Genomic DNA, 21,143 nt, shown 5'->3' with positions numbered 1-21,143 from the left:
AAAAACTTTCTATATGCGCTTTCAAATTAAGGATCTACTTCATATTTTCCTCCTTTCAACGGGTATATTTCTTTTCGTCATCGATCTTTTTATCATTAATGTTTCTCTTCCCACGGTTCAACATGCGCTACATCTACGCAATAGTGATACGCAATGGATCATAATACTTTATATCATTGGTTACACAAGTCTTCTAATCAATGCAGGGAATGCCGGAAATCATTATGGAAAGAAGAAATTATATTTAATTGGCATGGCTGGTTTTACAGTAGCCTCTCTTTTATGTGGCTTAGCCGATAATCTTTACATTTTATTGGCCGGAAGATTGATCCAAGGGATTAGTTCTGGATTGATGGTTCCACAGGGTATCGCATTGATCACCTTACGTTTTGAAAATCCCGAGAAGAGATCAATGGCATTGGGTATTTATGGGAGTATAGCAGGCATCGCTTCTGTCATCGGTCAATTATTGGGCGGAATACTTCCCGACCAGACCTGGATACATGAAAGCTGGCGTCTTATCTTTTTAATTAATGTTCCCATTGGGGTGGTCGCCTGCTTTGCTGTCTATCGTTATACAGCTAACGATCAAGTCTACGTTAAATCCGCTGTTTCTTTTAAACCAATGGTAACATTATTTACGCTTTTAATGGGAATAATTTTTCCATTAATCATGGGGCCTGACTTGAAATGGCCAATATGGTCACTGCTGGTCCTGGGAACAACGCTTGTTTTTGTCCAGCTATTTCTAAAAAAACAGCGTAAATTAGAAAAGATGGGCTATCCTAGCGTACTCAATTTCACCTTATTCAATAATCGGGTTTTCAATTTGGGTCTGCTGGCCGCATTAGCCTACTATATGGTACAGGACGCTTATTTTATCATAAATTCCAATTACCTTCAAAATCAAAAGAATTATACAGCAACAATGACCGGAATTGCCTTTGTTTATCAAGGTATAGGTTATGTATTGGCAAGCGTTATGGTCAGCAAGTTGATCCAGCGTCATGGAAAAATTGTGGTGCTTTATGGATTAGGCATCATGATTTTGGATTGGTTGCACATCTTTTCATTTTTAATAGGATGCTTTTAAATAACTACCAGATACATACCCTGTTCTTTTTTTTACGGCATTGGTTGCGGTAGTGTACTACCTGCATTAATGACTCTTGCCTTAAAAGACCTCAATGAAAAATTAATTTCAGTCGGATCTGCCATCTATCTTATGATACAACAATTATCAATATGCCTGGGAATCACATTTATCGTCGGTGTATTTCTACATCAAAAAGAAAATAAATTTTTCATTTGGCAGCATATTTCATCAGCTTATGGCTACTCGATCCCACTATCGGTCATATTGCTCTTATTTGTCCTAGGTGCAATAGCTTATTTACCTTCACAAAAGATAAAATAGTAGGTAATTTGTATGGGGTTTAGCTGTTTTATCTTATTTTATATAAGGGTTAAGGCCGCTAATTTGCTGCCTTATATTTGTTCACTAAAGCATAATCATAGGGTATGCGCATACTCAAGGGACCAGCTTCCCACAAATCTGAATCAGGGGACAAGTAAAAGTCATAAGCATTACGCAGGAAATTTTACCCATCGGGTGCTTCTTGCCATTTTTTCTGCGTTCTATTATAAAGTAGTATCATGCAACTCACGCAAGTTCCCTTATCTTTCATAGCCAGGTTTTCATAACACTTCCCTATTTTTACACTTAATTTTTGTTGAATAATAAGGTCCGTCAACCGTCCTTTGGTAAGGTGAATTAAAGCAAGCTGTGCATCTTCATCCGTTGGCGAATGTTTTGCGGGGTTCAATCGGTCGAACTGAGCCTGATATATTCGTGCTATTTCGGCCTGCCTCACATCCATTGGTAAGAGATTTGTATCAACGGGATGGAGGTCTTCAACATCGTCCACCTGGGTGGCTCCAACACTTAAGGCGATATTTTGTTTGGATGTGTCAGCATCTGCAGCAGCTGAGCTTTCATTTTTATCGAATAACTGCGTAAGTTCTGAAATATGATGTCCTATTTGATTAAAACCAACAACGTAATTTAAGATAACAAAAGCAAATAGTGCAAGGACAGAAAAAATAAAAAGTGCCTTCCAAATACTGGTCCGGCCATGCTCATTTGTTTCCACTTCCAAAAATGTAGATCTTTTGTGATCTGCTCTGTCAGCATCGTCACGATGTTCAATCCGGTCATAATCGCCTAAAAATAAGTCTTTACCATCAAAAAGATCAATATGATCTTCTTGAAACATTTGCACTATATCCCGGGCAGCTTTATACTTTACATTTGCCGCTGTGGCAACCAGATCAATTGCGGCATTGACATCGCCCTGTTTAATTAATTCACGAATAGTTGCTTTATCAATTTCGATTGTATTTACGAGAATATTTTTAGTCATACCGTTTAATTTCTATGGATTGCTTCGTTATGATTAGCACTGAAACATTTTAGATCAAAAATCAGATTAATAAATGAAAGATCAATGAAAATTTCTTCCCTTATGAAAAATACCTGCAGCATCGTCGCCATCTGTTGTCAGATCTTTTAACAAACCTGACATATCAAAGCATCGTTCTGCTATTACATGAATAACCTCTCCTTCAACTTGAATTTTACCCGCGACCATCAGGAGTTTTGCGCGAAGAATTTCTTTTCGATATTTTTCAAATACAGTACTCCAAACGACAATATTTGCAAAACCGGTATCATCTTCAATGGTGATAAATAAAACACCTTTAGAGGTTCCTGGTCGTTGTCTAACCGTAATCAATCCGCATATTTTCACGAGTATATTATTTTTGATCAGACCTAATTTTGCTGTGGGCACGACATGGAGTAGATCAAGCTTACCGCGCAAGAAACTCACGGGATGTGCTTTAATGGATAGCGAGGTTCTTGCATAGTCGGCCACTACATGTTGGCTTTTCGTGAGCAATGGCAGTTCGATCTGTCCTTCTACTATACTTTCAGAGGGTTGACCTTCAAATAATGCAATCGGACGATCCGCCAATGCTGTAATTTCCCAAAGTGCTTGCCGACGGTCAATACCTAATGATGTAAAGGCATCTGCATCAGCTAACTTCTCCAACGCATTAAGAGATAGTCCAACATCCATCATACCAGTAATGGATGCATAAGCGGACTGCCGACCTTGTGTCAGCACAGCAGCCTCTTCCATTGAAAATCCTTTGATCTGACGTAAGCCTAATCGAAGGTCATGTGGTTTTCCAATTTCTCCTTCTAAGGTATTGTCCCACAAAGAATGATTGATATCAATAGGACGTACTTTTACACCGTGTTTCTGTGCATCAATAACAATTTGTGCTGGCTGATAGAACCCCATGGGCTGACTATTGAGTAAGGATGCTGCAAAAATATCCGGATAGTAATACTTAAGCCATGAGGACACATACACCAGTAATGCAAAAGACGCTGCGTGACTCTCTGGAAAACCGTAACTGCCAAAACCTTCCAATTGCTTAAAAACTCGATTTGCAAACTCTTCCGTATAGTTTTTCTTTACCATACCATCGACCATCTTTTTGTGAAAAGTCGACACCTGCCCTTTGGCTTTGAATGTAGCCATGCTTCGGCGCAATTCGTCGGCCTCTGCAGGAGTAAATCCCGCAGCAACAATGGCAATTTCCATGGCCTGCTCCTGAAAAAGGGGGACGCCCAAGGTTTTTTCAAGAATGGTTTGGATCTCTGTACTTGGATAATCGACATCTTCCTCTTTATTTCGCCGACGCAAATAAGGATGCACCATATCGCCTTGTATTGGTCCAGGCCGTACGATAGCCACCTCAATAACCAGATCATAAAATTCGCGCGGTTTTAATCGCGGCAACATCGACATCTGGGCCCGGCTTTCGATCTGGAATACACCTAAGGTATCCGCATGACAGATCATATCGTAAACCTTTGGATCGTCTTTTGCCCCAATATCAGCCAGGGTAAGCTCTTTTCCATAATGCTTTTTAGCGAGGTCAAAAGCTTTGCGTATACAGGTCAACATCCCCAAAGCAAGTACATCAACCTTTAGAAAACCCAGTGCCTCAAGATCATCTTTATTCCATTCGAGATTTGTCCGATTATCCATGCGGGCATTTATTAAGGGACAAAGCTCATGCAAATTACCTTGCGTAATAACAAAGCCGCCCGTATGCTGCCCCAATTGACGTGGAAAGCCAATATATTGGTGCGTCAATTCGAGAATTTTTCGCAAATGTTGATCTTCGGGATTAAAGCCCTGTTCAACCAAACGTTCCAAATTGATATCATCGTCCCAATGGCTACTCACTACCCCTGCTAAACGCCCTACCGCATCCATGGAAAGCCCCATCGCCTTGCCAACATCACGTATTGCGCCTTTGGAGCGGACCTGTGTGACAGTTGCTACGATAGCAGCACGATTTCGACCATATTTCTCATAAATATACTGGATCACTTCTTCTCGACGCTCATGTTCAAAGTCGACGTCTATGTCCGGCGGTTCATCGCGTGCATCGGACATAAATCGTGCAAATAAAAGCCTGTATTTTGATGGGTCAACAGAAGTAATGCCCAAACAGTAACAGACCGTAGAATTTGCTGCCGATCCACGTCCCTGGCATAAAATTCCTTTTTCCTTTGCAAACCGGACATAATCGTATACAGTTAAAAAATAAGAAGCATAATTTTTGCGTTCGATAAAATCAAGTTCCATTTGAATCGTTTCACGAACTGTTGCTGGAATATCACCATCAAATCGTTTTTTTGCCCCTTCCCAGGTTAAATAAGTTAATTCCTCCTGCGTCGTTCGACCATGGGATGATAATTCATCTGGATAGATGTACTTCAAATCATCTAGGGCAAAACGACAAGCATTGGCTATTTTTACACTCTGTGCTACGGCCTCAGGATACAGCCTAAACAAACGTTCAACTTCAGGTATTGATTTGAGATAACGCTCCGCATTAGGATGTAAATGAAATCCAGCCGTATGTATCGTACATTTTTCACGAATGCAGGTTAAAATATCCTGCAATTCACGCCTTTCAGGGACATGATAATATACATCACCAAGTACCACCCTCGGGATATCCAATTGTTCGCCCAGCTGATTTATCCGAAACAATAATTTAGCATCATCCCCACGATAGAGTTTTTTTATTCCTAGATTAAGATAGCCCTGGAGATGCTGTTGACATTCCTGAACAAACTCAATAAATGAATGTTCAAGCTCAAACCCCAACACCAATTTTTCAGGTGGACAAATAATGAATATAATCCCTTCAGCGTATTGAAATACATCGTTTTTATATAACTCGCATTTTCCTTTTTCGGTCCTTAAATTTCCAAGAGTTAACAATGTTGAGAGTCGGCCATAAGCCTCTTTATCTGTTGGGTAGGCCAATAAACTTGGGCCATCCTGTAAATCTAAACGACAGGCAGGAATAAGTCGTATACCTACTTTCTTAGCCTCGATATGCGCACGAACGATCCCAGCAAGGCTATTACGGTCGGTTACTGCAACAGCATGATACCCTAATTGAGCAGCCCTTTCGATCAGTTCCTCAGGGTGTGAAGCACCTTCGAGAAAACTAAAATTACTTGTTATCTGTAATTCACAATAGCCCATGCTTAAGCAAAAAAACCGTGTATAAACCATTGATCCGTATGCCCGTCATAATGCCCCGAACGATACAGCCAAAAACGCCGGCCTTGCAGATCTTCTACCGCATAGTAATCCCGATGTTCGCCTGGATCAATCCACCATTCACGCTCAATACGTTCGGGGCCATCTGCTTTTCTGATCGTATAGGTGTCTCCCTTATAACGGAACAAGATGGGGGGATAATCGGGTATGGGAGCGGTAACAATAATACGTTCCGGAACCTTCAATAATCGCGTCGGACGTGGTCTTGCCATTTGCCAGTCAACAGTTGCAACCTCATCTAGTGTAGTCGCTATTTTCATGGATCGCTCGGGCCAGTAATGTGCAGACGGAACATAGCGTGAAATCTCACAATTGGCGTCCCTGCTTTTCAAGCGATCTAACAGTTCGGTAACTGCCGGGTTTTTGAGGCCAATTCTATTGTTCCAAAGATTTTCCTGAATAGGATCTGCGATTTCAACTTTAGAAACCTCCAAAGTAAATAATTCAATCCCCAATGCCGGTTCAATATGTGGAATCTTTATGGCAAATAATTGAAGGATATGTTTGACCTGGGCAGTAGCACGATTAGTCTCAATGCTGATTGTCTCTAATTTCCCATCCACGCGGTGGCAATTCAATTCAGCTGCACGTAATCCTTTCCCCTCTCCCGACAAACGTTTACACAACTTGTTTAATAACTCTTCCAGCGCCAGTTCAATACCATGTGCTGTACAGATGGGTTCGAAACAAGGTAATCGCTCTTCATACGGTAAATTAGCTTTTATAGGAAGAACAAATTCATCTTCCAGCCCCATGGCCTGATCCAGTCGAAGTAATAGGCTGTCACCAAATCTTCTACGCAAGACTGAACGCGGCATTTTTGCAAAACTTCCTATTGACTGTAGTCCAAGCGATTGCAACCTTTTCAATTGAACCTCTTCCAATCGTAGTGCTGCAGGGTGCAAGGGAAAAAGTGCCTCTGACTGCGCCTGTTCATTTATAATCGTATTTTCAGAACCAAAATGTGTGATAGCCCATGCGGCCCCAATGGTATCAGCAATGCCCATGCGCACAGTATAACCATGTTGTTTAAATTGAGAAACAATACTTGTTAAGTAAGTTGCCTCTCCACCCCAAAGATGTGCACAACCACTTATATCGAGCATAATTCCATCGGGCTCATCCAATGAAACCCATGGTGTATACCTTATGCACCAATCTGCTATGGAATGGAGTAATTTTTCAGCCAATCCAGCTTGCTCTTTGATGATTTTAAGTGATGGAATAAATGCCCGTGCATCTGCTATAGCCATACCTGCGTGTATCCCCGCTTGCTCTTCAAATGCGTTACACGCACTAACGATTAATTTTCCTTGCACAGCGACAGACAAAACAACAGGAACATCCTGCAAATGTGGCTTACAGACGGTAAGCCAATCTGTTTTTAAGTAACGAAACCAAAGGGACGCAAATCTTTTTTTCATGGCTAGCCTAAATTTTGATAATTATAGGTCCAATCTGTGATCTGCACATCTTTTTTGAGGAATGTTCTAAATCCTTGTGGAGACCAGATAATTTGTCCTTTGGCTGGATTACCATTTCTTACCTTAAGCAGCTCTACTTCCCAACAGGGGTAACCAATACCAGGTAATCCATCATCCGATTGACTAGGTAAAGAAGTAACCTTCCAACGTGCAGCACAACTCGTCGCCAACAAGATCTTGGGGTTATGTTGAAGTATAAATCCTGTCACCCGGCTTTTTTCTACGGCAAGTTGAAGGCGCCTTGACTGAATAAAATCCAGCTGATGTATTTCAGCCAATACGGCTGTTATGCCATGGCATTTCAACGCTTCTTCCATTGCCCATAAAACATCTCTTTCCCGTTTCATGGAGACAAAAACAATCGAGGCCGGATCAACTCCAAATGATTTGATAGCAGCAGGAAATACCGTTTGAATAGAGCCTATCCAAATACAAATCCCATCATTTTGCATCAGTTTTCCAAGCAAAGCACCAATAAATCCACAGGAAGCAGCACTATCCATGCGGTTAAAGCTAACAAATTCATGTATAACACCTTTGGGAAAGATTCCATTTGGAAAAGCTTTTTCCAAAGGCCCCAAATCTATAGCGCATTCATCATTCAAACTTTGAGCTACTCCCTGCCACGACAGTAAGTCTTTTTTAAGTTTACTAATCAAAGCTTGTTTATCATCTAACATCATAGCCCCTCCTATTTAATAGTACATACAAATGTAATACTAAATATTTTAGTATTAAAGACGAAAGCTATATTTTTTAGCAAATAAACACAGTGCTAAAACGGAATCTTTACTATTTCAATTCTTATATATCATTCAAGAATTGTTGGATGACATCTTTTTTTCTGGTCGCAACAGAATCATTTTACCATCAGACATTTCTATTTGGCCATCCTTGAAATATTTTTTAATATAATTGGCATTGATTAAATAAGATTGATGACAACGAATAAATTCAGATTCAGGAAGCATCGTTTCAAAATGTTTAAGGACTTTTGAAACCATCATCGGTTTATTGTCTTTGATATAAAATGTAGTATACCCTTTATCTCCATGACAATAAAGAATATCATTAATATTCACGATCTGGGTATATTCAAATGTACGAAGCGCTATCTTACGAGGTCTACTTGGAGATTTCAGATAGCTTTCGGCCATGCTTAATTGCATGCTATTGAACTTAAATTCCGTATTTTTTTTATAACATTTTTCAATAGCTTCCATAAATTGTTCTGGGACTAATGGCTTTAATAAATACGCAATGGCACCTATATTTAGGGCTTCTATGGCATACTGGTTAAATGCTGTTATAAAGATGGTATTAATATCCAATTTCAGTTCTGAAAGGAAGGATAAACTGGATCCGTCTTTCAATTGAATATCGGCTAAAATAAGATCTGGATTAGATTCAAGCAATTCACGTTCTGCCTGGGCAATAGAGGGACTATAACCTACTATCTGAACATAGGGTATCGCATCTAACAGAGACTTAATATACAGATAGATGTTATGCTCGTCTTCAAGAATATAAACTTTCATAATTTCACGTATTTAATTAAAATATAAAACAAGTGGGATATAAATTTCTACACGATATCCACTTTTATCCTCTTTATAATTGGGTTTTATTTCAATCCTTGCTTTTTGCTTTGGATCAGTAAATAAAAGTTCAAGACGCTCTTTGGTAATCACCTGTGAAAGAGATGTCTTGTGCGCATTCTCTTTTTTATGTGTGCGCATTCCCCAACCATTATCACTGATAACAATATGCAATTGATCTGCTTGCTGATTAAAAAGAATTTGTAACTGTCCGCGATAATTTAAATTTTTGAAAGCATGTTCAATAGCGTTTTCAACAAACGGCTGAATCAACATGGGGGGAATCATGACATCGTCCACATCCAAATTACCGCTCTCAATTTCAAAATCAAATACATCTTGATAGCGCATCTGCTGTAAAAGTATATAATTCTTTAATGATTTAATTTCTTGATCCAAAGAAATATACTCCTCCCTATTTAATTCGAGTATATCACGAATTTGACGGGACAACAGGATGAGGTATTGATTTGCTTTTGCTTTTTGTTCACTACTGATCAAACCTTGCAAATTAGCTATAGCATTATAAATAAAATGCGGATTAAGCTGGTTTTGTCGTGTCTTTTGCTCTAAAATTAATTGTCTGTTTTCGGCAACTATACGCTGATTAATATTTTTCAACAACTTTTGTTTATTCCGATAATAAATGAAGAATGCAATACTAAAGATCAGCGCAAATAAAATAACAAAAATCCAACGCTGTTGGACCATAATCTGATGGTTGAAGGCATTTGTTGTTTTTAAAAGCTGAATAGCCTGGTCCTTTTTTTCAGTTTCATATCGTGTATTGATCTCATTGATACGATCATTTTCAATACTTTTTGTGCTATTTTTATAATCCTGATAGGCTGAATCTAAGGTAAAATAAGCCCGTTCATAATCTCCTTTTAATGCGTGTGCTACTTGTAGATTCTGGTAATAGAATAATTTATTTTGCTTGCCTTTATGTGTTTTGATAAACTGCAATCCAGCATTGAAATAATAGATCGCCGAGTCCACTTGATGATTATTCAAAAAATTTTTTGCCAAATTCGCATACGCATAGGCATTGAGCGCCTTGCTTGAAGATAAATAATTAAAATACTTTTGGGATGCCTCTACTGCTTTTCGACTATTACCTATGCTAAAAAAATACTGCGCCTGTAAATTATACATGCGCATAATAATAGCAGAATCAGCCGTTTTATTTGCATAATATCTGCAGCTATCCAGTGTTAATTTTAATTTCTCAAAATCATGCAATTCAATATACTGTATAAATTTAATCTCCTGATAGGCCTGTGCAACATGTGGGTCGGATCTGTTGGGATGATAATAATACCACGACTCGTTATCTTTGAGTGCCTGGTTATAATCAGCGCGGCGATAATTTGCATTGGCCAATAGATTAAAAAAAAGAAAACTAAACCTACTTTTATTTGCTAATGCATATTCTTTCGCATCGATAATTTGTTCCATGATGCCAATAGTAGTCACATCATTAAAACTAAAATTAGCTCTTATTTTAAAGTAATCCTTCAGAACATGCAAATCGGGAGACATTGTTCTCCCATCAAGGTTTTTCAGCGCAATTTCTATTGAATCAATTTTATCATCCAACAAGTAGTTATACGCCAAAAAAATCCAATTATAGCCAGAAATATTAAAATATCTATCCTTAGCAAACTCCGTTGTCTCCTTTGCTATAATAGATTGATCCCTAAAATCCTGTAGAGCGAGAAATTTTAATAATGTGTCCTGATAGGTTAAATCAAGTGCCTTATCTTCAGTATGCGCATTATTTCTAGACGTCTGACGATCAATTTGATAACAAGAAAGTAACTGTGCCATTAGCACGAGAGATAAAAAACAAAAAGTAAATCTTGTCAAATTTCGTATCATCAGAATATAACTATCTGTTTAAATTTACATGAAGGTCTTATATTTTTCCATTACCTCCTTCATTAACTATAATAAGCTTTCACAAGATATCAACAGCTATAAAAAAATAGGCAAGGCACTACTATCCATATCATGTTATCTATTGTCGAATATCGGAATATTATCAAAAAAACCAATATATACTTTCAAAAGTATTTAACCCCACTGATACTTATGTTAATATTCTTCCTCAGTAAAAACACCGAGTGCAATTATGATCGCAGATAGAGTTAATTTTCTTTTACTTCCTACAAACATACAAATTTGGTCAACAATGAAAACTTACTATTTAATAATCGCAATATATGACTCAATATTTGCATCGATAAAGAGAATTTCGTTTTTTTATCAAAACGTGTAACGAAATAGCCATACCACATACTTATATCATAAAGCATCACGCTAAAACGTAATATGGTAAATAACCTAATCTTTACTTACATAAACTGGACTATAGATAGTGATATCTTTGTTATTCCACTTATTGAACACCCTATTCGCTGGTACGGACTATTTTGGTTATTGGGTATTGTATTATGTTATAAGATATTAGGATCATTATTTAAGAAAGAAGGTCGGCCACCCGAGTTTTTAGATCAACTAACCATTTATATTGTTTTTGGTACTGTCATTGGCGCTAGACTAGGGCATGTATTATTTTACGATCCCGGTTATTACCTCAATAATCCCTTAAAAATATTAGCCATATGGGAAGGTGGGCTGGCAAGCCACGGTGGTGGTATAGGCATACTAATCGCAATCTATTTATTTGCAAAAAAACAGCAACTTCCTTTTCTCTGGCTTGCAGATCGGATTGCTTTGGTCGTCCCTTTAGCTGGTGTTTGCATTCGATTGGGCAACTTAATGAACTCTGAAATGATTGGCACAGCAAGTAGCTTACCTTGGGCCTTTGTGTTTACCCATATCGATACTATCCCCCGGCATCCAACACAGCTTTATGAAGCCTTATTTTGTCTCTTATTATTCGTATTGTTATATCTTTTATGGAAAGAAAACAAGCTTCGACGTAACAATGGAAACTATTTCGCCTTGCTGTTGGTTTTGCTGTTTTCGTTCAGGTTTTTAGATGAGTTTTTGAAAATCAATCAAGAGCATTTTGAAGACTCCTTATTGATCAATATGGGACAGCTGCTTAGTATACCCTTCATTCTTATTGGAGCTGGTCTATTTATTTTCAATCGTTGTCGAGAAAGAATACCGAATATAACGTAATAGCATGCGCGGACTTCCAATAATAGCCCGCTACGTCATGCTCACCAAATACAGAAATGGTTATCATGACTTTTTTAATAAGCCATGTTGAAAAGCATATTTTACTAATTCCGCGGTATTTTTTACCCTTGTTTTATCTATCAAGCTCTGCCGATATCCTTCAACAGTACGCTTACTCAAAAAGATTTTATCTGCAATTTCTAAATTTGTAAAACCGTCAGCGATTAACTCTAATACTTCTAGCTCGCGATCGTTTATTTCCAGATCGAGGATGATATTCGAGCCCGCATCCCTATAAACTTGACCGGAAGAAACTTGTTCAAGCAGGGCAATACTAATTTCTTCGCTCATATAGCGTCCGCCTTCAGCGACATGCTTTAATCCAAAAAGTAATTCATTGTAACCTATATTTTTCAACAGGTAGCTTGAAAGACCATGTTCAAAACCTTCAACAACATAATGAATTTGATTTAGCATAGACAATATCACAACTTTGACCAATGGATATTTTTGACTGATGATTTTTAAAAGCTCCATACCCTCCATATGCTCCATGTTTATATCAGTTAAAACAATATCAGGAGCTAAACCATTCGCCAATATAGACAGCGCTTCTGCACCATCAGATGCCTCGCCTATCACCGTAAATTCACCCTGGGATTCTAAAAGTAGTTTAATACCATTCCGTACGACCATGTGGTCTTCAACCAATAGTATCTTAACCGTATTCATCTTCTATGGCATTTAAATAAAAACTTTCAATTCTATTTTCTTCCAAACTTATACTGCAACGATAATTTATCATATTCGCTATTTGAAATAAAAAAGAAACAGACTGCATAAACAAAATAAAGATACAACTTTCTATCCAGTCTACTGTCGACATGATGAGTTCACATTAAACAGCCCACAGGATCAACTGGCAAATAAAATAGTGGATTTCATCCCGTACGACAACTCCGGTCATTTATGGATAGAGCGAAAACTCATGAGAAAGGAACAATATTTGTATGCTATTAAATCAAGCTATAGCGATATCGCTTTAATCAATACTTAATTTTTGCTATGTTATGATATGTTCAGATCACTTGCGTCCTAAACGTTAAAAAAGCGGCGGTGTTTTGATATAGCAAAGTTGCTATATTTAAATCGCTAAATTTTATTACACCGCCATGGTAAATTTAAACGTTTTTAGTCAGATTTTATCGCTTATCGACCGCGAATTATTCAAGGATTTGGTGGCTAAACATAAGAGTGATAAACATTGCAAAGGGATCAACAGTTGGACGCATCTTGCGAGCATGATATTCTGCCATTTTTCCTCGGCAGATTCAGTTCGGGATATCAGTAATGGCTTGCGCAGTACAACTGGTAATCTGAATCATTTAGGTGTGATTAGAGCTCCTAGTAAGTCTAATATTTCTTATATCAACAAGCATCGCCCCCATGAACTCTTTAAAGATCTATACTTTGCTCTTTTGGACAAGCTCTGGCAAAAGGATACGCATTTTCGCAAAGATCTTACCCAATTGAAGCGAAAGGTTTATCTGATGGATGCCAGCGTGATCCCATTATGTCTATCTCTATTTGACTGGGCTAAATTCAGGAGCACCAAAGGTGCGGTAAAACTTCATACCGTTCTGGATTATGATGGATGCCTACCTGTCTTTATGCAGATTACGGATGGAAAAGTGCATGAGAGCCAGCGTGCGGGTAGCTACAGTTTTCCAAAAGGAAGCGTCGTGGTCGTGGATCGCGGTTACGTGGATTATAGCTGGCTTGGGGATTTGGACAGCACCGGCTGTTACTTCGTTACCAGGAGTAAAACTGGCATGAAGTACAAGGTTATCAAATCATATCAGAGTGAAGCGCTCCTGGAAAAGGGAATCATTAAAGATGAGCTCATTGAGCTTTCTGGCCCTGCCTGCAATAAATACAACGGCAAGCCGCTACGCCTGGTTCACTTTTGGGACAGCACCACGGGCAATGAGTACCATTTTTTGACCAATAATACTGCGTGGAAGGCTTCTGTGGTGGCTAATATATATAAACAGCGCTGGCATATCGAAGTCTTCTTCAAGCATCTAAAGCAGCGCTTAAAAGTATCGACATTCATAGGGACTTCTGAAAATGCAGTGATGATCCAGATCTGGACTTCCCTGATCGGTATATTACTGCTAAAATATCTGCAAAAGAAGGCCAGATATGATTGGAACCTCTCCAATCTGGTGGCATTTATCAGAATGAATATCTTCGTAAAAATTAATATCTGGCAATGGATAGATGATCCCTTTGTAAGGCCTCCGGTCAAAGGGAAAAATGGACAGCTGCACATCTTCCAGGAATGAAAAGTAGGGTCAAAATTCAAATGAGGAAAAAATCTATGTTGGGAACACAGAAACAGCTCCCTAAAATTTATTTAGGACACATGTGTGTTCAGATAAAGATATTTTAGCCGTTCTCACCTCTTCATTGGATGCCTGCGCAATTTATGATAGTGCAGAACTCCATATTTCTTATGCAAGCACTAACATGTTAAAACTTTGGGGTTGTGATCAGCGTATTATTGGGCAGTGTCTTGAAAATTGTCTTCAACGAGAAGATTTAACACCCTATATCCCCCTCCTGAAAAATGTCTGGATAAACGGAAAAACTGCGGTCATTGAAAAGATAAGGATTAAACTCAAAACGGAAAATCAGGCTTCACTAGGTTATACGCACACTTTTGAATATCATCCGCTCATCGATGAAAAAGGTGAAATTTATGGCATATTTAATCAAAATAGACTGATACCTGAAAATGAAGACAAGTACCCACAAACGCAGGAAAAAAATACCATTGAACGAAAATTGCTACAAGATTTATTAACTCAAAAATATCTTATAGCAGGAAAACACTATAAGAGCCCAACGAATAATTACACCTTGTCATCTAAACATACTGAAGATCTCAATGAAAAACTTAAGGGGGCACTCAAGAAAATCATTGAGAGTGAAGAACATTATCATTTTGCTTTACAGTCGGCCGAGATGGGAACATGGACCTTAAATTGTAAAAATTACTTAGTAAATTGGGATGAACGGACTCGGGAACTCTTTGGGTTTGCGAAAGGTGAGTATGTTCCATACAATGAAGTCCTTAAATATATTCATCCAGAAGATAGGAATAGAATCGATCAGGAAGTAAAAAAATCACTGACTTATCAAAACAAAGGTGTTTATGACGTACAGTTTAGAACCATTGGAGCACAAGATCTTCAGTTACGGTGGTTGCACTGTAAAGGAAGAGTATACTTTGACCAAGACCAACAACCCGAATGGTTTGCAGGTACCGCTATAGATATTACCACCCAGCATCAAGAACACGAAAAGCTTGAAACAATTCATCAACTTATCGCCAAAAGAGATCAACAGTTTAGAATGATCGTAGAAGCCGCCGGTATCGGTATATTTTCTATTGACATGGAAACCAAAACAATGGAACTCAATGATCGCTGCCGTGAATTATTTGGCTTCGATCAGCAAGACAACATCAAAGAAGCTGACTTTTTCGACCAAATACTGCCTCAGTACAGAACTATCATCCATGATGTTTTTCTGGAAGTAACACATAAACAATCTCCTTTCGATTGTCAATGTGAAATAAAAGATAAAAAAACAGGTAAGATAAAATGGTTAAGGTCAATAGGTGGAAGTCAATTGGAATCGGATACAACAAGACATATGATCTACGGCGCTATAATAGACAGCACCAATGACAAGGAAGAAGAAAGGAAAAAACTAGACTTTATTAGTATCGCAAGTCACGAACTTAAAACACCGTTTACCTCACTAATTGCCTATATCCAATTACTTCAGGCCAAAGAAGGTACACTGAGCACCGAAAAGCGCATGCAATATCTCCACCAATCGAATGAGCAAGCAACGCGTATGCGCGGTTTAATTGACGGCTTTTTAAATGTTACTCAATTAAATGAGGGTAAGCTAGTGCTTCGCAAAAAGACATTTAACATTTGCTCTTTAATCGATTATATTCAAAATATCTATTCTTTAAAATCGGTAAAGCACTTCATCCATTATACTGGAGCAATAGATTCGAATTTGGAGATTATTGCCGATCGTGATAAAATCGAACAAGTGCTAATCAACTTCATGAACAATGCCATTAAATATTCACCCAGTAATTCAACAATTACCCTGCATGTGGCAATACAATCAGGTTATTTTGAAGTCGAGATCAAAGACCAAGGAAAAGGCATCAATCACAAGGATCAGAAACAAATATTCAACAAATTCTATCGTGTAAATGACGATGCAGATTGTTACGCGTCGGGATTTGGCATTGGGCTGTTTATTTGCAAAGAAATTATTCAAAAACATCAAGGAGAAATTGGTGTCAACAGCCAGATTGGTCAAGGATCAACCTTTTGGTTTAAAATTCCGCTCAGTGCATAAAGCATAACGCGAGGTATTTTAAACAAATATTACCAATAGCAAACAAATATTACCAATAGCAAAAAAAAGCAACAGCTGAAATCAAATAACAACTGTTGCTCTAGCACTTATTCTATAACCTATTTCTTTTTCAAATCCGCTTCGGCAATATCTTCCCATCGATAGTAATGGAATGTTTTATCGTCGCTCATAGTAACAAACAAGCCATGTTTAAAGGTTTCATTTAAATTAAAGGAGGTCGTTTCTGAACCATCACTTTGTGTTGCCATAACCGGTACAGTCTTCAGATATTTGTGTTCGAAAGGATTGCTTTGGGTTCCTTCCCGACTAAAGACTTGAAAACGATTTGCACCTTGGTCCGACACCAAGATATATCCGGTACTATCGGTCAATTTATAAATCGAAATACCTTCATGATCTTCTTTAAAACCTGTTGTAGCAAATAATGCCAACTGTTGGTTTCCCTTTGCTGGATCGGCATAGTATTGTTTTACGCCAATTTGTTCGTCCGAATAGTAAATATATCCAAGCTCATTGTCCACCGCTATCGCCTCGATCTCTTTCTTTCCACTAAATGAACCAAATTTGCGAACTAATGTAGCTTTTACCGTACCAGAACCATTATCCTCCAATAAATATTGACCCAAATAGCCTTCTTTTGGTCCATTTTTCCGTCCAACAATAGCATAGATCTCTCCTTTTGGGGAAGTATATAGGGCAATCCCCATCAGATCCCTAAATTCCGGTTCAGTCTCGCTAACAAACATATCCAGTCCCCCTTGATCGATCGGTTTCATATCGGGTAATGAAAAGACACGCAATTTATGGGTCATACGCTCTGTTGTGACGGCGATATCGACAGGTTTCCCTCCCAATACCAAACCGTAGGCTACATCAACATTGTTTGGTCGTTTTAAATTGGAAACCACTTTTTCTTTGACCGTTTTACCCTGTAAATCGTACACGAATAAAGCTCCATCGGCATCTTTATCCGTTGCTATAATCAAACTCTTGCTCGGATCGCTCTTATTGATCCAAATTGCGGGATCATCCGAATCATAACGTACAGCATCAGTCACAATAACGGGCTTAACTGATTCTATATTATTTGTTTGCGCATTTTCGCATGCCATTTGAAGCAGGGTTGATGCTCCCAAAGTTAGTGTTAGTATTGTTTTTAAATTTGTCATTATATGAAGTAAATTAGAATTTGGAACCGAATGCCCCAACATATGCTGCTGGCTGGGGAGAACTATAGATTAGACCGTTTGACATCACCAGGCCACTCGTAAAATGAGGTTTAAAAGCAAGGGTACCAGCCTTTAATGCAGGTGAATTCCCTTGGAGATGAAAATCCCAGGTGGAGTCAAACAGATAGTTGTCGACTGAGGTTTCCAAAGGATAGGCTATAAATTTAGGATTATTATCTCCTGCCGCTTTACCTCTAATATCATTACTACCGCCTACAATATCATTTTTGCCGACCTGAAACTGATCTACATTCAATTGGCTGTAACCATAGTACCAGTTATTACTTGACACAGAACGGTTATCTTCTGGCTTTTTCGGGTCGCGCTTGACTCCAAACCGCGTATTAGCAAAAAGATTATTGTAAATCTCGGCTCTGACAGATGCTTCTAACCAAATCGAACCTCCTTTGGCTGTCGGTCTGCGCCATCCAGTGTTGAGCATGGTATTATTGTAAACAATAATATAAGCCTGGGGTGTACGGTCTCCTGAATTGGACAGTTTTAATGCATTGGTATTTACACTATACACTAGGTTATAAGCAACATCTGCAAGACATCCGGATTTGAAATTCATCGCTTCTCCACCTGTCACCCCATTGGAAAAGAAACGGTTGTTAGCAAAAATGATTTTTCCTCCTTCAATATACGTGCAGTCTTCGTGAAAATGACTTACCGTACTATTTTGAACCACTAGTTTTCCATTTGGATTAGAAAACCATAGCGCTGGTAAAGCTTCACCAGACACTTTTTTATACAAGCCCATCTTTACAGAAGTTGACGCGTCTGATGTAATTGCACCCCCATACTCTATGATGGTATTGTCCAAAACAAGTTCCTGACAGTTTGGGGCGGCTAAAATTCCTCCCCATAATTTGCCAAATTCATTCGTCTTCGTCTTATACCCATCTTCAACCGTAAACTTGACAGGATTTTCAGCTGTACCAAACGCATATAAATTACCCAAAACAACAATTTCAGGCTTATTGACAGAATCCATCAATACAGTTACGCCTTCCTCAATCGTTAGTGTCTTACCTTCGGGAATAATAATATCCCCCTTAATATGCTGCACACTCCCCTTACTCCACACACCGGAGACCTCGCCGATAGCACTTCCATCGGCATCAGCAGTATCAACATCAATATTTGCTTTTTCACAGGCGCTTAACACCACGATAAAAAATGCTAGAAACGATAAAATACATTTATTTTTCATCTGTATATATTTAATTTTAATGATGAAGCGAATCATACTTGTTCAAAACTTGATCGTTCCAAAAAAGGGAAAGCTTCACCGAAACAAACTGTTGTTATTTCACACCGTACATGTTCAGATTAAAACATGTTGTGTTTTACGCGGGTCTATTATTTACTAAACGAATAACGTAAACCAAGGATATAGTTCTGCCCATACAAATCCTTTCTAATCAATGTATTTCCGCCTTCAATAAGCTTTTCAGCTATCTTCTCATTTTCGGGATTTGTTCCTTTCACATACAATTCCATTGGTGTATTCAAGATATTGTTGGCTTTGGCAAAAATGGCCCAACCTGCTTTAAATTTTTTCTCAATAGAAGCATCTAACTGAACAAATCCCTTTTGCCATAAATCATCGTTCAAAAATTGCGATACTGTATTGATCCGTGAGCCGGTATAAGATCCAGCCAACTGTCCTTCCCAGCCATTATTAGCATCTTTGTAAAGCAATGATAGATTGGCCACATGTGCAGCTTGCCCATATAATGGTCTAGTTTGATCCACGATTATCGCTTCTGGGTCCTGTGTGGTTTCATTGATTCGACGCGACATCTTAGCGGTCGTTATACGTGAATGTGTATAGGTATAATTGGCCTTAACACCAAATTTCTGGATATACTTGATGTAATCAACCTCGACACCAAAGTTGTTGGCATTACCAAAATTACCCGGAGTGTAGTATACATCCTGCTTACGAACCTCATCCGGTTGAAAGGTATATTCAATTGGGTTTTTTGATTTTTTTATAAAACATACCCACAAGAAATTGGGAAGAAGCTTCAGGGAATAATTCATACCTTAAATCGAAATTATCTGCTAAGGCATGTTTTAAATCTGGGTTTCCTTTTTCTAAAAACTCTTCATTAACCACACTTGAGGGTACAATTTCATAAAATCCAGGTCGGTTTAAAGCGCGATAATAGGCTGCATGAAGCTGTTCTTTTTCGTCCAAATGATATTTCATGGTCAAACTTGGCAGCCATTCTGTATAAATTTGTGATCCCTCCGGTCTTTTTTCTCCTGCAGGAAACAATAATTTATAATTCTGATTGCTGTGTTCCATACGGATTCCACCGATCATCTGCCATTTGTCATTCTCATAATTGAACATGCCGTACAATGCTGTGGTCTTCTCACCAGCGTCGTAAGTTAGTGGATTTGCGACAGCTCCAGTAGGATTGGTGACATTCAGATTGAGATCGGTATAGCGCTGAAAATCCACACCGTATTTATACTTTGCCTCTTCTGCAGAAGCTGGTGATAAGTTGTAGTTATTGGTAAAAACTACTACGCTGTTTATCACGATACAGACCTCCGGTCGATAGCTCCAGCTTACTGTTTTCCATTGGAACTTTATAAGCTACATCCCAATAACCTGCATGATCATTATCCGTATTCCGTTCCCAGCGATAGGTTACAGGAGATTTATTGACGAGAGAAGTCCTTTTACGTTCAAAATTTTCTTCTACGCCATCCAAACTGATCATCGTATTTTGTGGCAATTGATTGCGCGCTGAAGAAAGCACACTTGACCAACGGACATTCAGCCGATTATCTAAAAAATGATGATCCCCCTGTAAGGTACCATTGTAGATCTGTTGCTGTGTTTTTCGACTTCTTGTCACATAGGTCAGTTCGGCTTTACCAATACTGGGATCATACTGGCCATTATATATCGTATTCACAGCATCACGTAATTGCATGTTATTTAAATTCACATACATTTGATAGAAGCTAATCCGATGATTCAGATTAAATCGATAGTCGATCTTGTTATGCAAACCTAAGCGTTGTTGCTGTTCATCATATTGACGATCACTCTGCTCAGTAATTACCGCATTGGGATTTAGGCCAACGACAGCCGATTTGTAGAAAATAGAACGACTGCCACGACGTAAATTTTGATAACTCGCACCCAAAATAACGCCCAATTTATCATCCAAATACCGATTGCCTATTGTCAAATTGCCGACAAGGTCTGGAAGGGGCTTTTTATAAGTATAATCTAATGCACCTTTATTAAAATCAGCTGCGGTTGCATTGTAATTCTTCCCATGCTGTTCATATGGCGATTTTGCCGAGGTTCCGCTTATTGAAAAGCTTCCAAAATCCCGATTAAAATAACGTTGGCTATAACCCGTTGCCAAATTTGCTTGAAGCAATAGCTTTGTCGGCGCCGATTTCATAACCATATTGACAACCCCACCCACTGCATCGGCTTCC

15 protein-coding genes and 1 pseudogene are annotated in these 21,143 nt (G+C 38.5%); 4 read left to right on the top strand and 12 right to left on the bottom strand.

Annotation, left to right across the window (positions count from 1 at the left end):
• Positions 1–13: 13 nt before the first annotated feature.
• Entirely contained in the window at positions 14–1,093 is a 1,080-nt protein-coding gene (locus tag DTA23_RS16840; protein WP_112375469.1) for an MFS transporter, read from the top strand.
• A 508-nt stretch (positions 1,094–1,601) separates the two neighbouring features.
• Here DTA23_RS16840 and DTA23_RS16830 read toward each other — a convergent pair.
• The 6 genes from DTA23_RS16830 to DTA23_RS16805 all read right to left on the bottom strand — a co-directional run bounded on the left by DTA23_RS16830 (position 1,602) and on the right by DTA23_RS16805 (position 10,635).
• Entirely contained in the window at positions 1,602–2,423 is an 822-nt protein-coding gene (locus tag DTA23_RS16830; protein WP_112375467.1) for a hypothetical protein, read from the bottom strand.
• Positions 2,424–2,504: 81 nt separating this feature from the next.
• Positions 2,505–5,645 (bottom strand): error-prone DNA polymerase, encoded by a 3,141-nt coding sequence (locus tag DTA23_RS16825; RefSeq protein WP_112375466.1) that lies wholly within the window; start codon positions 5,643–5,645, stop codon positions 2,505–2,507.
• A 2-nt stretch (positions 5,646–5,647) separates the two neighbouring features.
• Positions 5,648–7,147 (bottom strand): Y-family DNA polymerase, encoded by a 1,500-nt coding sequence (locus DTA23_RS16820; protein WP_112375465.1) that lies wholly within the window; start codon positions 7,145–7,147, stop codon positions 5,648–5,650.
• A gap of 2 nt (positions 7,148–7,149) precedes the next feature.
• The gene (locus DTA23_RS16815) at positions 7,150–7,890 is read right to left on the bottom strand and encodes an ImuA family protein (RefSeq protein WP_070563863.1); all 741 of its coding nucleotides are present in this window, start codon (positions 7,888–7,890) and stop codon (positions 7,150–7,152) included.
• A gap of 132 nt (positions 7,891–8,022) precedes the next feature.
• Positions 8,023–8,745: a LytR/AlgR family response regulator transcription factor gene (locus tag DTA23_RS16810; protein WP_218565403.1), complete on the bottom strand. Its 723-nt coding sequence runs from the start codon at positions 8,743–8,745 to the stop codon at positions 8,023–8,025.
• Positions 8,746–8,757: 12 nt separating this feature from the next.
• Positions 8,758–10,635: a sensor histidine kinase gene (locus DTA23_RS16805; RefSeq protein WP_172462445.1), complete on the bottom strand. Its 1,878-nt coding sequence runs from the start codon at positions 10,633–10,635 to the stop codon at positions 8,758–8,760.
• 504 nt (positions 10,636–11,139) lie between these two features.
• On the opposite strand from DTA23_RS16805, the gene lgt reads away from it, so the two are divergent.
• A complete protein-coding gene (gene lgt / locus DTA23_RS16800) occupies positions 11,140–11,958 on the top strand; it encodes a prolipoprotein diacylglyceryl transferase (protein WP_112375463.1) in 819 nt (272 codons plus the stop codon).
• Between the two features lie 63 nt (positions 11,959–12,021).
• Here the strand turns inward: lgt and DTA23_RS16795 are convergent, their stop codons facing one another.
• On the bottom strand, positions 12,022–12,690 hold the full coding sequence (locus DTA23_RS16795; RefSeq protein WP_112375462.1) for a response regulator: 669 nt from the start codon (positions 12,688–12,690) through the stop codon (positions 12,022–12,024).
• Between the two features lie 440 nt (positions 12,691–13,130).
• On the opposite strand from DTA23_RS16795, the gene DTA23_RS16790 reads away from it, so the two are divergent.
• Together DTA23_RS16790 and DTA23_RS16785 are read left to right on the top strand one after the other, a co-directional pair.
• Positions 13,131–14,306, top strand: a complete 1,176-nt coding sequence (locus DTA23_RS16790) for an IS4 family transposase (protein WP_112374126.1) — start codon at positions 13,131–13,133, stop codon at positions 14,304–14,306.
• An 82-nt stretch (positions 14,307–14,388) separates the two neighbouring features.
• Complete coding sequence (locus DTA23_RS16785; protein WP_112375461.1) at positions 14,389–16,413, top strand: sensor histidine kinase; 2,025 nt, start codon at positions 14,389–14,391, stop codon at positions 16,411–16,413.
• Between the two features lie 119 nt (positions 16,414–16,532).
• On the opposite strand, the gene DTA23_RS16780 is transcribed toward DTA23_RS16785, so the two are convergent.
• The 5 genes and pseudogenes from DTA23_RS16780 to DTA23_RS29295 all read right to left on the bottom strand — a co-directional run.
• Complete coding sequence (locus tag DTA23_RS16780) at positions 16,533–17,603, bottom strand: phytase (RefSeq protein ID WP_112375460.1); 1,071 nt, start codon at positions 17,601–17,603, stop codon at positions 16,533–16,535.
• Positions 17,604–17,616: 13 nt separating this feature from the next.
• A complete protein-coding gene (locus tag DTA23_RS16775; RefSeq protein ID WP_112375474.1) occupies positions 17,617–18,879 on the bottom strand; it encodes a right-handed parallel beta-helix repeat-containing protein in 1,263 nt (420 codons plus the stop codon).
• 149 nt (positions 18,880–19,028) lie between these two features.
• Positions 19,029–19,715, bottom strand: coding sequence for a TonB-dependent receptor domain-containing protein (locus DTA23_RS29305; RefSeq protein WP_256604095.1), 687 nt, complete (start codon positions 19,713–19,715; stop codon positions 19,029–19,031).
• Positions 19,642–20,223 (bottom strand): TonB-dependent receptor domain-containing protein, encoded by a 582-nt coding sequence (locus tag DTA23_RS29300; protein WP_256604093.1) that lies wholly within the window; start codon positions 20,221–20,223, stop codon positions 19,642–19,644. Before DTA23_RS29300 ends, DTA23_RS29305 begins: the two co-directional genes overlap by 74 nt.
• A pseudogene (locus DTA23_RS29295) lies at positions 20,192–21,143 on the bottom strand (TonB-dependent receptor); the annotation flags it as partial. The gene DTA23_RS29300 and the pseudogene DTA23_RS29295, both read right to left, overlap by 32 nt.

The organism is Sphingobacterium multivorum (assembly GCF_900457465.1).
GTDB classification, from domain to species: domain Bacteria; phylum Bacteroidota; class Bacteroidia; order Sphingobacteriales; family Sphingobacteriaceae; genus Sphingobacterium; species Sphingobacterium multivorum.
Note: the sequence above shows the minus strand (reverse complement) of the source record. Positions and strands in the feature narration are given on the sequence as shown.